The organism is Brevundimonas sp. (assembly GCF_013912005.1).
In the GTDB taxonomy this organism is placed as follows: Bacteria; Pseudomonadota; Alphaproteobacteria; order Caulobacterales; family Caulobacteraceae; genus Brevundimonas.
The window spans coordinates 1-14,487 of sequence record NZ_JACESB010000034.1; the positions used below are offsets into that span (position 1 = coordinate 1).

12 protein-coding genes, 3 tRNA genes and 1 pseudogene are annotated in these 14,487 nt (G+C 71.5%); 9 read left to right on the forward strand and 7 right to left on the reverse strand.

All coding sequences use genetic code 11. The annotated features are described in order from the left end of the window. Positions 1-112 precede the first annotated feature (112 nt). Positions 113-189, forward strand: a tRNA-His gene (locus H2038_RS14365). Between the two features lie 28 nt (positions 190-217). Beyond that, positions 218-646, forward strand: a pseudogene (locus tag H2038_RS14370) (methyltransferase domain-containing protein); the annotation flags it as partial. A gap of 214 nt (positions 647-860) precedes the next feature. Here H2038_RS14370 and H2038_RS14375 read toward each other — a convergent pair. Next, complete coding sequence (locus H2038_RS14375) at positions 861-2,729, reverse strand: patatin-like phospholipase family protein (protein ID WP_292114699.1); 1,869 nt, start codon at positions 2,727-2,729, stop codon at positions 861-863. Positions 2,730-2,936: 207 nt separating this feature from the next. Beyond that, positions 2,937-3,335: a DUF1489 domain-containing protein gene (locus H2038_RS14380; protein ID WP_292114702.1), complete on the reverse strand. Its 399-nt coding sequence runs from the start codon at positions 3,333-3,335 to the stop codon at positions 2,937-2,939. Positions 3,336-3,407: 72 nt separating this feature from the next. On the opposite strand from H2038_RS14380, the gene H2038_RS14385 reads away from it, so the two are divergent. After that, positions 3,408-3,788, forward strand: a complete 381-nt coding sequence (locus H2038_RS14385; protein WP_292114705.1) for a putative quinol monooxygenase — start codon at positions 3,408-3,410, stop codon at positions 3,786-3,788. On the opposite strand, the gene H2038_RS14390 is transcribed toward H2038_RS14385, so the two are convergent. Together H2038_RS14390 and H2038_RS14395 are read right to left on the reverse strand one after the other, a co-directional pair. Beyond that, positions 3,785-5,683, reverse strand: a complete 1,899-nt coding sequence (locus H2038_RS14390) for a biotin carboxylase N-terminal domain-containing protein (protein WP_292114707.1) — start codon at positions 5,681-5,683, stop codon at positions 3,785-3,787. The genes H2038_RS14385 and H2038_RS14390 overlap by 4 nt on opposite strands. Before the next feature lie 175 nt (positions 5,684-5,858). Continuing rightward, positions 5,859-6,758 carry an enoyl-CoA hydratase-related protein gene (locus H2038_RS14395; protein ID WP_292114709.1) on the reverse strand — a complete coding sequence of 300 codons (900 nt, stop codon included), beginning with the start codon at positions 6,756-6,758 and terminating at the stop codon, positions 5,859-5,861. Between the two features lie 64 nt (positions 6,759-6,822). On the opposite strand from H2038_RS14395, the gene H2038_RS14400 reads away from it, so the two are divergent. Continuing rightward, positions 6,823-7,194, forward strand: coding sequence for a DUF2200 domain-containing protein (locus tag H2038_RS14400; protein ID WP_292114712.1), 372 nt, complete (start codon positions 6,823-6,825; stop codon positions 7,192-7,194). 85 nt (positions 7,195-7,279) lie between these two features. Here H2038_RS14400 and H2038_RS14405 read toward each other — a convergent pair whose 3' ends face one another. Further along, positions 7,280-8,872, reverse strand: a complete 1,593-nt coding sequence (locus H2038_RS14405; RefSeq protein ID WP_292114715.1) for a carboxyl transferase domain-containing protein — start codon at positions 8,870-8,872, stop codon at positions 7,280-7,282. Between the two features lie 106 nt (positions 8,873-8,978). Here H2038_RS14405 and H2038_RS14410 point away from each other — a divergent pair, with 106 nt between their 5' ends. Both H2038_RS14410 and metG read left to right on the forward strand, forming a co-directional pair. Continuing rightward, positions 8,979-10,346 (forward strand): MATE family efflux transporter, encoded by a 1,368-nt coding sequence (locus H2038_RS14410; RefSeq protein WP_292114718.1) that lies wholly within the window; start codon positions 8,979-8,981, stop codon positions 10,344-10,346. 83 nt (positions 10,347-10,429) lie between these two features. Next, the gene (gene metG, locus H2038_RS14415) at positions 10,430-12,136 is read left to right on the forward strand and encodes a methionine--tRNA ligase (protein ID WP_292114720.1); all 1,707 of its coding nucleotides are present in this window, start codon (positions 10,430-10,432) and stop codon (positions 12,134-12,136) included. Positions 12,137-12,190: 54 nt separating this feature from the next. Here the strand turns inward: metG and H2038_RS14420 are convergent, their stop codons facing one another. Together H2038_RS14420 and rlmB are read right to left on the reverse strand one after the other, a co-directional pair. After that, positions 12,191-13,036, reverse strand: a complete 846-nt coding sequence (locus H2038_RS14420; protein WP_292114723.1) for a TerC family protein — start codon at positions 13,034-13,036, stop codon at positions 12,191-12,193. Between the two features lie 51 nt (positions 13,037-13,087). Further along, positions 13,088-13,798, reverse strand: a complete 711-nt coding sequence (rlmB, locus tag H2038_RS14425; protein ID WP_292114726.1) for a 23S rRNA (guanosine(2251)-2'-O)-methyltransferase RlmB — start codon at positions 13,796-13,798, stop codon at positions 13,088-13,090. Between the two features lie 315 nt (positions 13,799-14,113). Here rlmB and H2038_RS14430 point away from each other — a divergent pair. The 3 genes from H2038_RS14430 to H2038_RS14440 all read left to right on the forward strand — a co-directional run. Then, positions 14,114-14,197, forward strand: a tRNA-Tyr gene (locus H2038_RS14430). A 75-nt stretch (positions 14,198-14,272) separates the two neighbouring features. Next, positions 14,273-14,346 (forward strand) — tRNA-Gly (locus H2038_RS14435). Between the two features lie 50 nt (positions 14,347-14,396). Continuing rightward, on the forward strand, positions 14,397-14,487 hold a 91-nt coding region (locus H2038_RS14440), incomplete at its 3' end, for a GTP-binding protein (protein WP_292114729.1).

Genomic DNA, 14,487 nt, shown 5'->3' on the forward strand with positions numbered 1-14,487 from the left:
CCAACCCCGGATCCCCGATCCCCTATTCCCTAATCCCTACGCCCTATTCCCTTCCATCCCCCCTTGCCCCGGCGCGGCGACCCCGCTAGACACCCCGCTCGCGCGGAAACGTGCAGCCTTAGCTCAGCTGGTTAGAGCGCCGGTTTGTGGAGCCGGAGGTCCTCAGTTCGATCCTGAGAGGCTGTACCATTCCCGCCCGTCGGGCGACGATGTCGACATGAGCGACTCGCCGGCCTGGGACCCCGTCCAGTATCGCCGCTTCGAGGCCGAGCGCGACCGCGCCGCCCTCGACCTGCTGCTGCGCCTCCCGGACGATCTGGCGCCCCGCGAAATCTGGGATCTCGGCTGCGGGACCGGCCACCACGCCGCCCTGCTGAAGCGCCGTCATCCGCAGGCGCGCGTGCACGGCCTGGACGCGAGTCCGGAGATGCTGGCGCAGGCGGGCGCGCTCGCGGCCGACGTGGACTGGCGGCGCGGCGACATCGCCGGCTGGACGCCGGACCGCCCGGCCGACCTGATCCTCGCCAACGCCTCCCTGCAGTGGCTGCCTGACCACGCCGACCTCCTGCCCCGCCTGGCGGAGACGCTGGCCCCGGGCGGAGTGCTGGCCGTGCAGATGCCGGTCGCGCACGAGAGCCGCCACCACGCCCTCCTGCGCGCCACGGCGGCGGCCGGGCCGTGGGCGACGCGACTGGCGGGGGTCGCGCCGATCGCGCCCCTGCTTTCGCCGGAAGCCTACTACGATGCGCTGTCCGCCTCGTGCGGGGACATCGACGTCTGGACGACGACCTACCTGCACGCCCTCGAAGGGGAGGCGGCGGTGCTGGAGTGGATGAAGGGCACGGCGCTGCGCCCGTATCTTACGGCGCTGGCGGCGGATCCCGGTCTGCAGGCGGCTTTCCTCGACGCCCTCGGCGAGGCGCTTTCGGCGGCTTTTCCGCAGCGCCCGGACGGGCGGACCCTGCTGCCGTTCCGGCGTCTGTTTCTGGTGGCGCGGCGTCGGCGGCGGCCTGGCGTCGCCGCAGGTCGGTGACCGGTCCGTCGAGGCCGGCCAGCGCCTCCTGCATGGCGCGGTAGCCCGCGGCCACGGCCGGGTCGAAGGCCTTCCAGTCCCGGATGTCCACCCCTTCCGGGGTCGGCTGCACCAGCAGGTCGGTGACCGCCCGGGAGGCCTCCAGCTCGGCGTCGGTGACGAGGGTGGCCGAGCGCATCAGGATCGAGACGATCGGCGGACCGCGCCGCCAGGCGCCGGTGACGATCAGCCGCCAGATCGAGGGCGGATGCTCGATCATCGCATGATCCACCCCGCGCGCCTGGGACATGTCGACCCCGATGACGGGGCCGCTGTTCATCTCCCGCATCACCTCGCCGGGGAAGTTCTTCAGCACCGCCCCGTCCACCAGCACCTGCCCGTCCACCACGATCGGCGGCATGATGCCCGGGATGGAGATGGAGGCGCGCATGGCGCGGCGCATCAGGCCGCGGCGGTGCACCTCGATCCGTCCCGTGGTCAGATTGGTGGAGACGGCGAAGAACGGCCGGACGAGGTCGGCCATGTCGATCTCGCCGTAGGCGTCGCGCAGCAGGCGGTCGACCTTGCGGGCCCGGGTCATGGCCAGCATCGGGAAGGTGATGTCGGCGAGGGGGTCGCTTTCCACGAACGACTTGTGGATGCGCGCCTCCAGCTCGGCCTGCGACCAGCCCATGGCCGGTCCCGCGGCGACGATCGCCCCCATGGAGGCGCCGCCGACGAAGTCGATCGGCACGCCGGCCTCGTTCAGGGCCCGCAGGGCGCCGATGTGCGACAGGGCCCGGGCGCCGCCGCCGGACAGCACCAGCCCGACCGACGAACCGGTGCAGACCCGGGCGATCCGCGCCGCGTCGGCGGCGTCGCCCTCCACCGCCTGGAACCAGCGGCCCGGCGCCACGGCGTCGAGCCAGACGGCGGTGTTCGCCGGACGGGCCATGCGCGCGTCGCGCAGCAGGATCAGGTCGGTGCGCCGGCGGGCGTCGGGCGCGCCGGCGTGCGCCATCGGCCGGTTGGGCGGGGCCAGCAGGCACTGGCCGACCACGAACACCCGGTCGACCTGGCGCGCGCACAGGGCGGCCCAGGCCGGCTCGTCCATCTCGGCGACGTAGAGGACGAAGTCGTGGGCGTCCTCGACGCGGCTGAACCACTCGGCGGCGGAGGAGAGGGCGGAGTGGTCGATGACCTGGCAGGTGAAGCCTTCGGCCGTGATGGCCGCGGCGATGCGCTCGACGAAGGCCCGGATCGGGCGCGGCCGGGCCGAAAGAAAGCCGAACACGCTGGGCTCGCCCCCGCCGGCGCGCCGTTCGCGCGCCCGCTGGATCATCAGCCGCGACAGCTCGACCATCAGGTCCGGCTCGGTCCGGGCCGCCTCGAAGAAGGCGTCGCGGGGCAGGGCGAGGATCTCCGAATCGCGCAGGGCGACGACGTCGGCGGTGTGGGCGCCGCCGGCCAGCATGGCCATCTCGCCTGCAGGCTCCCCGGGCCGGACGACGCCGAGGAACTCCGGCCGGCGGTCCTCCCGCTCGCGGCGGAACACGCCCAAGCGCCCCGAGCGCACGAGATACAGGGTGTCCGCCGGGTCGCCCTCGGCGAACAGGGTCTCGCCGCCGGTCAGGGCGAACCAGCTGGCGGGCGTGTTCTCGCGGCCCTCGAAGATGCGGAGCAGGGCGTCCTCGAGGCGGTCGGAGCGGGCGGGCATGGGGGGAGTTTAGCGGCTCAGCTGGAAGCCGCTAGGGATGAGGGCTCGGGGGGCAGGGATGAGGGATGAGGGATGAGGGATTAGGGATTAGGGATTAGGGATGGAGATCAGGATCGGCGGCCAGAAAGGGGGACCCACGAGCGAGTCCACGCGACCTGTCTGACCCCTGATCCCCAATCCCTCATCCCTCATCCCTCACCCCGTCTCCTACCACGCCCCCAGCTCCCGCAGCTCCCGCACCAGCTCGGGGGGCAGGTCGGTGGCGCCGGCGGAGGTGAGGTCGGCGGGGCAGTCGCGGTGCTCGAAATAGCGCCAGCCCTGGAAGGGGCGGCGGGCCAGCGGGGCGGTGCGGATCACCGTCGGCTCCAGCCGGATCTCGCACCGGCTGGTCTTGCCCTCGCCCAGGGTGGAGATGTCCAGGACCGGCTGACGGCACGCCACGGTTCCCTTGATCACCCAGTACAGCGATCCCCCGTCCTCGATCTCGGCGGCGCGTTTGGGCGTCATGCGCGTGTGCACGACCAGCGGCTTGCCGTTGGCGGCGCGGCGCTCCAGCCATTCCACGTCGGAGACGCCGACGCACAGCTTGATGATGTGGAGAGGCATGCCCCGGGCTTAACACCGGAATTCCGGCCGCGTCACGGCGACATTTGCGTCCGGCGGTGGCACGGTCGGCGCATGACCCCTGACCGCCGCCAGATCGTCGCCGCCGGCCTCGGCCTCGCCGTGGCGAGCGGGGCGGCCCCCGCCTTCGGAGACACGCCCATGTACGGACTGATCGGCCGGATGAAGGCCGTCCCCGGCCAGCGCGACGCGCTTGCCGCCATCCTGCTGGAGGGGACCGGCGCCATGCCCGGCTGCCTGAGCTACATCGTGGCGAAGGACCCGGCCGACGCCGACGCCCTGTGGATCACCGAGGTGTGGGACAGCGCCGACAGCCATCGCGCCTCGCTGCAGCTGCCGGCGGTGCGGGACGCCATCGCCCGGGGGCGGCCGCTGATCGCCGGCTTCGACAGCCAGGTGGAGACCGAGCCCTTGGGCGGGGCGGGGCTGCCCTAGGAGTCCGCCGGCTTCACCACCGCCAGCACCGCGCCCTCGCCGACCTGATCGCCGATGGCGGCGGCGACGCTCTCGACCACCCCGTCGAACGGGGCGACCAGGGCGTGCTCCATCTTCATGGCCTCCAGCACGACGACGGGCTGGCCCTTGGCGACCGTGTCGCCGGGTTTCGCCGGGGCGGCGACGATCTTCCCGGGCATCGGCGCGCGCAGGGAGCCGTCGGAGGCGGGGCCGGCGGCTGAGCCGGACGAGGTCGGCGCGCGGTCCCGGAACGCATGGGCGACGCCGCTTTCGAAGCCGACGATCCTGTCCTCGTGGAGGATCGTAGTGCGCTGGTAGGTCGCTCCGTCAGCCGGAATGACGTCGCGCTCGCCCCCCTCGAGCCAGAGCCGAACCGTGCGGACCGGGCTGGCGTTCAGACGGAAGCCGCGGGTTCCGGCCAGCGAAGACCAGACCGAGCTTTCCTCCGTGTCAGGCGGCCCGCGATCCAAGGCGTGATTGGCGGCTTCGGCGAGCAGGATCGGAGAGGGCGCGGGCGTTTCCAGCGAGTCGGCTTCCGCCCCGATGAACCCCGTGTCCACATCTCCCTCTACAAACCGCGGATGCTCCAGGCAGCGGACGAGGAATCCGGCGTTGGTTCTCACCGGCCAAACCTCGACTTCGGCGCAGGCGTCGGCGAGGGCCTCGGCCGCCGCTTCGCGCGTGTCCTCGTGGACGATCAGCTTTGCGATCATCGGGTCGTAGAACTGGCTGACCTCGCCGCCCTGTTCGACGCCGGTGTCGACCCGGATGTCGTCGGGCAGCCGGAAATGCTCCAGCCGCCCGATGCTCGGCAAAAACCCGTTGGCCGGATCCTCCGCGTACAGCCGCGCCTCCATGGCCCAGCCGTTCAGCGGGATGTCGGCCTGTTTCAGCGGGATGGGCTCGCCGGCGGCGACGCGCAGCTGCCATTCGACCAGGTCGACGCCGGTGATGGCCTCGGTGACCGGGTGCTCGACCTGCAGCCGGGTGTTCATCTCCATGAACCAGATGCGGTCGGCCCGGAGGCCCTCGGAGGCGTCGGCGATGAATTCGATGGTGCCGGCGCCCTCGTAGTTCACCGCCTTGGCGGCGCGGACGGCGGCGGCGGTGACGGCGGCGCGGGTGGCGGCGTCCATGCCGGGGGCGGGGGCCTCCTCGATCACCTTCTGGTGGCGGCGCTGCAGGGAGCAGTCGCGCTCGTGCAGGTGGACGACGTCGCCGTGGCTGTCCCCGAACACCTGCACCTCGATGTGGCGCGGGCGGGTGATGTATTTTTCGATCAGGACGCGCGGGTCGCCGAAGGAGGACTGGCCCTCGCGCTGGGCCGAGGCGAGGCCGTCGGCGAAGTCCTCGGCCCGGTCGACCTTCTTCATGCCCTTGCCGCCGCCGCCGGCGACGGCCTTGATCAGCACCGGATAGCCGATGGCGTCGGCCTCCCTCTGCAGGCGTTCCGGCGACTGGTCCTCGCCGAGATAGCCGGGGGTGACAGGCACGCCGGCCTCGATCATCAGGGATTTGGCGGCGTCCTTCAGGCCCATGGCGCGGATGGCGGCGGGGGGCGGGCCGATCCAGACCAGGCCGGCGGCCATGACCGCCTCGGCGAAGTCGGCGTTCTCGGACAGGAAGCCGTAGCCGGGGTGGATGGCCTCGGCGCCCGTGGCCTTGGCGGCGGCCAGCACCTTCGCGGCGTCGAGGTAGGACTCCCGGGCGGGGGCGGGGCCGATCAGCACCGCCTCGTCGGCCTCGCGGACGTGCAGGGCGTCGGCGTCGGCTTCCGAATAGACGGCGATGGTGCGCAGGCCCAGGCGGCGGGCGGTGCGGAAAACGCGGCAGGCGATCTCGCCGCGATTGGCGACCAGGACGGACTTGAACATGGAAACCTCCTAGCCCTTCTCCCCTTGCGGGAGAAGGTGGCAGCCGAAGGCTGACGGATGAGGGGTCGCACCACCCGTCCGTTCCGCCCGGCTCGCGCGGCTCACTCGACCGCGCGACCCCTCATCCGACCTCGCTTCGCTCGGCCACCTTCTCCCGCAAGGGGAGAAGGATCGGTCACTCCGCCCAGCCGGGCTTGCGCTTGTCGAGAAAGGCGCGGACGCCTTCCTGGCCTTCGGCGGAGACGCGGGCCCGGGCGATGCGGCGGGCGGTGTCCTCCATCATGCCGTGGTCGATGTGGCGGCCGGCGAGATCGTTGACCAGCCGCTTGGCGTCCCCCACGGCGCCGGGGGCGCAGGCCTTCATGGCGCGGGCCGTGTCGGCGACGAGGCCGTCGATCTCGTCCGCCGAGCCGATGACCCGGCTGACCAGGCCCAGCTCCAGCGCCCGGTCGGCGTCGAACATCTCGCCCGTGGCGAACAGCGCCCGGGCCGCGCGCGGGCCGACCGCCTCGATGACATAGGGGGCGATGGTCGCCGGGATCAGGCCGAGGCGGACCTCCGAGAAGGCGAACTTCGCGCCCTTCACGGCCACCGCCATGTCGCAGGCGGCGACGATGCCCGCGCCGCCGCCCATGGCCGCGCCCTCGACGACGGCGATGGTCAGGGCCGGCACGTCGTGCAGGGCCTTGAGCATCTTCGCCAGGCCCATGGCGTCGTCGCGGTTGTCGCTCTCGGACCAGTCGGCGGCGTCGCGCATCCAGCCCAGGTCGGCGCCGGCGCAGAAGGTCCCGCCTGCGCCGCGCACGAAGACCACCCGCACATGATCGGCGCCGTGCAGGGTCTCGAAGGCCTCGTAGAGGGCCGCGATGGTCGGGGCGTCGAAGGCGTTCTTCTTGTCCGGCCGGTTCAGCGTGATGAAGACCACCCCGTCCGGCGTGGAGTCGATGCGCACCAGCCGGTCGTCCGCGTCCGGGGCCGCGCCGGCCAGCAGGGGGTGCGAGATGGCGTTGATCTCGGCCGCCTCGGCGGGCGTGATGTCGAGGGCGTCGCGGTCGGCTTCGTCGGGCTGGGCCATGCTGGTCTCCTGTCGCTGCAGGCCTATAACGCCTGAAGGCGGAACGGAATACGGAGCTTCCCGGATGGCGACGAGCGCAGAAGACCGCCTCCGCCGGACGAGCGTGGCCAGCGTCTATCCCCACTACGTCGCCAAGGCGGAGAAGAAGGGCCGCACGCGGGCGGAGGTGGACGAGGTCATCCGCTGGCTGACCGGCTATTCGCAGGCGCAGCTGGAGAGGCTGCTGGCCGACGGGACGACGTTCGAGGCGTTTTTCGTGGAAGCGCCGGCGATGAATCCGAACCGCTTCCTGATCACCGGGACGATCTGCGGCCATCGCGTCGAGGCGATCGAGGACCCGTTCATGCGGGAGGTGCGCCACCTCGACAAACTGGTCGATGAGGTGAGCAAGGGGAAGGCGATGGAGAAGGTGTTGAGGAAGTCGCCGGAAGGGTGAAAAGCGCCAGTGAGCAAGGGGTGAGCAGGGCGGACTTGCGGCCGGCGGCAGCGGCTCACCTCTCGCTCACCAGCACTCCTCACGTCTACATCCGGAACACGCCGAAGGTCGTCTCCGGGATCGGCGCGTTCAGCGAGGCGCTGATGGCCAGGCCCAGCACGTCCCGCGTCTGCGCCGGATCGATCACCCCGTCGTCCCACAGCCTCGCCGTGGCGTAGTACGGATTGCCCTCGTCCTCGTACTTCTGCCGGACCGGCGCCTTGAAGGCCTCGGCCTCCGCCTCGGTCCAGCTGTCGGCGTCGCGATGCACGGTGGCCAGCACGGCGGCGGCCTGTTCGCCGCCCATGACGCTGATCCGGCTGTTGGGCCAGGTGAACAGGAAGCGGGGGGAGTAGGCGCGGCCGCACATGCCGTAGTTGCCGGCGCCGAAGCTGCCGCCGATCAGGACGGTGAACTTGGGCACTTCCGCGCTCGCCACGGCGGTGACCAGCTTGGCCCCGTTCTTCGCGATGCCCTCGGCCTCGTAGCGGCCGCCGACCATGAAGCCCGATATGTTCTGCAGGAACAGCAGCGGAATCTTCCGCTTGCAGGCCAGCTCGATGAAGTGGGCGCCCTTGAGCGCGCTCTCGGAGAACAGCACGCCGTTGTTGGCGAGAATGGCGACCGGATAGCCCCAGATGCGGGCGAAGCCGCAGACCAGGGTCGTGCCGTACAGGGCCTTGAACTCGTCGAACTCGGAGCCGTCGACGAGGCGGGCGATGACCTCGCGCACGTCGTAGGGGGCGCGGACGTCGTCGGGGATGATCCCGTACAGCTCGTCCGCGTCGAAGGCCGGCGGCCGCGGCTCGCGCACGTCCATGTCGACCCGCTTGACCGTGTTCAGGCTGGCGACGATGTCGCGGACGATCTCCAGGGCGTGCTCGTCGTTCTCGGCGACGTAGTCGACCACGCCCGACTTGCGGCCGTGGGTCTCCGCCCCGCCCAGATCCTCGGCCGAGATGACCTCGCCGGTGGCGGCCTTCACCAGCGGCGGGCCGGCCAGGAAGATGGTGCCCTGGTTGCGGACGATGACCGTCTCGTCCGACATGGCCGGCACATAGGCGCCGCCGGCGGTGCAGGAGCCCATGACGCAGGCGATCTGGGGGATGCCCTTCGCCGACATCCGCGCCTGGTTGAAGAAGATGCGGCCGAAATGGTCGCGGTCGGGGAACACCTCGGCCTGGTGCGGCAGGTTGGCCCCGCCGGAATCGACCAGATAGACGCAGGGCAGGTTGTTCTGCTCGGCGATCTCCTGGGCGCGCAGGTGCTTCTTCACCGTCATCGGGAAATAGGCGCCGCCCTTCACCGTCGGATCGTTGGCGACGATCATCACCTCGCGGCCCGAGACCCGGCCGACGCCGCAGATCATGCCGGCGCCGGGGGCCTCGTCGCCGTACATGCCGTTCGCGGCCAGCTGGCCGACCTCGAGGAAGGGCGAGCCCGGATCCAGCAGGCGCTCGACCCGGTCGCGGGGCAGCAGCTTGCCGCGCGACACATGCCGTTCGCGCGCCTTGTCCGAGCCGCCGCGGGCCGCCCGGGCCACCCGTTCGTACAGCTCGTCCCGGAGCGCGCGGTTGTGGGCGTCCAGCTTGCGGAAGGCGGCGCTGGTCGTGTCGATGGCGGAGGTCAGCTTCGGCATGGGGCCGGTTTAGGGCGCTTCCGGCGGCGGGGGAAGCGGCCCTTATGCCGCCATCAGCGCAACGCCTGTTGACCCGCTCCCGTCGCCGTGGCCTGTCGCCCGGCCCATGTTCACGCTCAGCGCCCCGACCCGCACCACCCTGAAGGACCTGCTGCACCTCGCCTGGCCGGTGGTGCTGGCGCGCATCGGCATCATGACCATGGGGCTGACCGACGCCATCGTGGTCGGCAACCACTCGGGCGAGCAACTGGCCTTCCACGCCCTCGCCTGGGCGCCGACCGCCGTCCTCGTGACCACCGCCGTGGGCCTGATGATGGGGGTGCAGGTGATGACCGCCCGCCTGCTCGGCGAGGGGCGGACCCAAGAGGTGGGGGCGGTGTTCCGGCGCGGCGTGGTCTACGCCCTGCAGATCGGCGTCGTCTCCATGGTCGGCCTGATCCTGCTGGGGCCGTGGGGGCTGCGCCACGCCGGGCTCGCCGACGGCCTGGCGGAGGGGGCCAGCCGGCCGCTGGTGATCTTCGCCCTGTCGATGCCCGCCTACCTGGTCTCGGTGGCGGCGCAGTTCTTCCTCGAGGCCCTGCACCGGCCGAAGGCGGGCATGTGGGCCATGTGGGTGGCCAACGGGGTCAACCTGGCGCTGAACCTGCTGCTGGTGCCCGATCTGCTCGGCATCGGCTGGTCCGGCGCCGCCGCCTCGGCCTGGGCCACCTTCTTCGCCCGCCTGTCGCTGGCGGTGTTCCTCGTCTGGTTCATCGTGCGCCTGCCCGAGGCGCGGGCGCTGGGCGTGTTCGACCGGCCGCGCCGCGATCCGGCCGGCGAGCGGGAGCAGCGCAAGGTCGGCTACGGCGCCGGCAGCTCCTACTTCATCGAGGTGGCCGCCTTCGGCGCCATGACCTTCTTCGCCGGCCGCATCGGCGCGGTCGAGACCTCGGCCTGGACCATCGTGCTGAACATCTCGGCCATCGTCTTCATGGTGCCGATGGGGCTGGCGGCGGCGACGGCGGTGCTGGTCGGCCGGGCCTACGGGGCCGCAGACGGCCGCGGGGTGATGCGGGCCGGGCTGGTGGGGATCGCCGTGGTGGCGGCGCTGGCGACGGTCATCGCCTTCGTCGTCTGGCCGACCGCCCCCTGGCTGGCCTCGGCCTACAACCGCGATCCGGTCCTGCTGGCGGTGGTCGCGCCGGCGCTGGTCCTGGCCACCCTGTTCTTCGTCGCCGACGCCATCCAGGTGGTCGCCGCCTCGGCCAACCGCGCCGCCGGCGACGTCTGGTGGCCGACCATCCTGCACTTCGTCGCCTATACGGCGATCATGATGCCGCTGGGCTGGGTCCTGGCGCACGAGGCCGGCGTCAACGGCCTGGTGTGGGCGGTCATCGTCGCCAGCCTCGTCTCGGCCACCCTGCTGACCGGCCGGTTCGTGCGGGTGGCGCGGCGGCTCGCGCCGCAGGATCAGGGATCGGGGATCAGGGATTAGAGGGGGCCGGGGTTGCGATGTCCGCCTGCACTCGCCACTAACCGTGACCAGTCCCTGATCCCCAGTCCCTGACCCCGGCCTCCATGTCCCGCATCCTCATCACCTCGGCGCTGCCCTACATCAACGGCATCAAGCACCTGGGGAACCTGGCGGGCTCGATGCTGCCGGCCGACGTCTGGGCGCGCTTCAAGCGGGCGCAGGGGCACGAGGTGCTCTACATCTGCGCCACCGACGAGCACGGCACCCCGGCCGAGCTGGCCGCCGCCGCCGCCGGCCAGGACGTGCGCGCCTATTGCGACGAGCAGCACGAGATCCAGAAGGCGGCCGGCGAGGCCTTCGGCCTGAGCTACGACTGGTTCGGCCGGTCCTCGAACGCCCCGAACCACCGGCTGACCCAGCATTTCGCCCGGGTGCTGGAGGACAACGGCCTGATCGAGGAACGGGTCGACCGGATGATCTATTCGATCGACGACGCCCGCTTCCTGCCGGACCGCTACGTGGAGGGGACCTGCCCCCACTGCGCCTACGAGAAGGCGCGCGGCGACCAGTGCGACAACTGCGGCCGCCTGCTGGACCCGACCGATCTGAAGGATCCCTATTCGGCCGTCTCCGGCAGCCGCAATCTGGAAGTCCGCGACACCCGCCATCTCTACCTGCTGCAGACCCGGCTGGCCGACCGCATCCGCGCCTGGATCGACAGCCGCGAGGGCTGGCAGACCCTGGCGAAGTCGATCGCGCTCAAGCACCTCGACGAGGGGCTGATCGACCGCGGCATCACCCGCGACCTGAAGTGGGGCGTGCCGGTGGTCGGCCCCGACGGCGGCCCGCGGCCGGGGCTGGAGGGCAAGGTCTTCTACGTCTGGTTCGACGCCCCGATCGAATATATCGGCGCCACCGAGGAGTGGGCCGAGGCCACCGGCCGGACCTGGCGCGACTGGTGGCGCCTCGACGAGGGCGCCGACGACGTCCGCTACGTCCAGTTCATGGGCAAGGACAATGTCGCCTTCCACACCGTCAGCTTCCCGGCCACCATCCTCGGCTCGGGCGAGCCGTGGAAGACGGTCGACCAGCTGAAGGCCTTCAACTGGCTGAACTGGTACGGCGGCAAGTTCTCGACCAGCCAGAAGCGCGGCGTGTTCATGGACCAGGCCCTGGAGCTGCTGCCGGCCGACTACTGGCGCTGGTTCCTGACCGCCTACGGGCCGGAGCACTCCGACGCCGCCTTCACCTGGGAGCAGTTCCAGGGGGCGGTGAACAAGGATCTCGCCGACGTGCTCGGCAACTTCGTCAACCGCATCGTCAAGTTCGCCGAGTCGAAGTTCGACGGCGTCGTGCCGGATGGCAGCGAACCCGGTCCGCTGGAGGCGAAGCTGGAGGCCGACCTGCGCGCCGGCATCGCCGAGGCGACCGCGCAGTTCGAGGCCATGGAGTTCCGCAAGGCCTGTCAGGCCCTGCGCGCGGTCTGGGTGTCGGGCAACGAATACCTGCAGGAGGCGGCGCCGTGGACCGCCTTCAAGACCGATGTGGACCGGGCCGCCGTCGGGGTGCGCACCGGCCTGAATCTGGTGGCCCTGTTCGCCCGTCTGGCCGCGCCGGTCATGCCCTTCTCGGCCGAGAAGATCGCCGCCTCGGTCGGGGCGACCGACCTGTCCTGGCCGAATCCGGACGAGGCGCTGCTGGACGCCCTGCCGCGCGGCCGGACGGTGGCCGCCGCCGGCGTGCTGTTCACCAAGATCGAGGACGCCCGGGTGGCGGAGTGGTCGGAGCGCTTCGGCGGCGCCGAGGGCTGAACCCGGCGCCCTGCAATGAAGAAGGCCCGGAGCGTGCTCCGGGCCTCGTCCACATCATCTTGCGGGCGCCTCGACGGTCCGCGTCGGCGGCGGGGCCTCGGCCGCCGGGACCCCGTGCGCCGGGGCGGCGCTCTCCTCGTGCCCGCGCGTGCCGCGCAGGTGATGCTCCGCCTCCTCCTCGCTGATGTCGAGGAAGGCGGGGGCCGAGGCGTTGAAGGCCTCGCGGTTGTCGGTGCGCACGATCACCGACCGGGCGCCGTCCCAGACCATGTGCAGGGCGACGTAGAGCACGATCAGCAGACCGACGTAGCCGATCCAGCGGTGCTTCGTCAGGATGCGGGCGATGAAGGTGGCCGCCACGCCCATCAGGCCGATCGACAGCACCAGGCCGAAGACCATGATCCATGGGTGCTCGTGGGCGGCGCCGGCCACGGCCAGCACGTTGTCGAGCGACATGGTCACGTCGGCGATCATGATCTGCAGCAGGGCGGCGCCGAAGCTCTTGCGCTTCAGGCCCAGCTCCTCGGGCGAGGGGCCCTTGCCGTGCTCGATCTGCATGGCCAGCTCCAGCTCGGCCTCGGCCTCGGCCTGGTCGTGGGTGGCCTGCTCGCGCAGCTCCCGCCACATCTTCCAGCACACCCACAGCAGCAGGAAGCCGCCGGCGAGCAGCAGGCCGACGATGGCCAGCAGCTGGACCGTGATCAGGGCGAAGCCGATGCGCAGCACCACGGCGGCGGCGAGGCCGATGAGGATGGCCTTCTTGCGCTGTTCGGGCGCCAGGGCGGCGGCGGCGAGACCCACGGCCACGGCGTTGTCGCCGGCCAGCACCAGGTCGATCATCAGCACCTGGCCGAGGGCGGCCAGCTGCGAGGCGAGTTCGGGGGAGCTCAGGAAATCCATGGCCGCGCTCTAGGGGAGGAAGGGGCGGTTCGGCAAGCGGTCGCGACGGCCTCAGGTTCCGCCGCGGGCCCGGGCGGCCTCGTAGAGGGCGATGGCCGCGGCGTTGGAGACGTTGAGGCTCTCGAAGCCGCCGGGCATCGGAATGCGCGCCAGCTCGTCGCAGTGCTCGGCCACCAGCCGGCGCAGGCCGTCGCCCTCCGAACCCATGACCAGCACCGTGGGGCCGCCGTCCAGCGCCGCCTCGAGGGTCTGTTCCGCCGATCCGTCCAGACCGACCGCCCGCCAGCCGAGGTCGGCCAGCCGCTCGAGCGCCCGGCTGAGGTTGGTGGCCCGCACGCAGGGCAGTCTCTCGGTGGCGCCGGCGGCGGCCTTGGCCAGCGCCCCCGCCAGCGCTGGCGAGTGGCGGTCCTGCACCACGATCCCGCGCGCCCCGAAGGCCAGGGCCGAGCGGAAGATGGCCCCGACGTTCTGGGGATCGGTCAGCTGGTCCAGCATGACGATGACCCCCGCCGCGGGTTCGGCGATATCCTCCAGCGCCACGCCCTCCAGCGGGGCGACCTTGAAGGCGAGTCCCTGGTGCACGGCGCCGGCCGGCAGCATCCGGGCCAGGGCGACCGCGTCCACCGTCTCCACCCGATGGCCGTTGGGCGCGAGGCCGTCGCGCTCGATCTCCGCCGCGCGCTCGGGGGTGGCGAGCAGGCGGCCCATGCCCTTGCGGGCCGGATTGGCGAGCGCCGCCAGCACCGGATGGCGCCCCCACAGCCAGCCGTCCGCGTCCGCCTTCGGCCGGGGCGGGCGGGGCGGGGAATCGGCGCCCCCCCGGGGTTCGGGCGCGGCGCCGCGGCCGCGGCCGCCGGGGCCGTCGGGGCGGGGGCGGAAGCCCGTCTTTTTCGGGCTTTGACGGTCGTTGCGTTCTCTTTTCGACGACACTATAAGGCGCGCTCCGATTTGGGGCCCAAGGGCTTCCCGGTCGTGGCGCTCCCTCTAACCCGGCGCGTGCCCCGACCGAAGGCCTTTGTTCGAGCGGGACCGCAAGGGCTCGTTCGGGCGTTCCGGATCGGTCTTCACATCGCGCACGGGGGAATGTCCCGAGCGGCAAAGGGGGCGGACTGTAAATCCGCTGCGTAAGCTTCGCAGGTTCGAGTCCTGCTTCCCCCACCACGCCGATGCGAAGACCGGAAGGAACGGACCTCCGAGGAGGCCGGGTGCGACGGAGCGATCCGGAGCATTCTCCGCGCGGGTATAGCACAATGGTAGTGCAGCAGCCTTCCAAGCTGAGGATGTCGGTTCGATCCCGTCTACCCGCTCCAGATTCTGAACGCTGACAACCGCCCCTTTCCGGGCCGCAGGAGTTTTGGCCATGGCCAAGGAAAAGTTCGAACGCACGAAGCCGCACTGCAACATCGGCACGATCGGTCACGTGGACCACGGCAAGACGACGCTGACGGCGG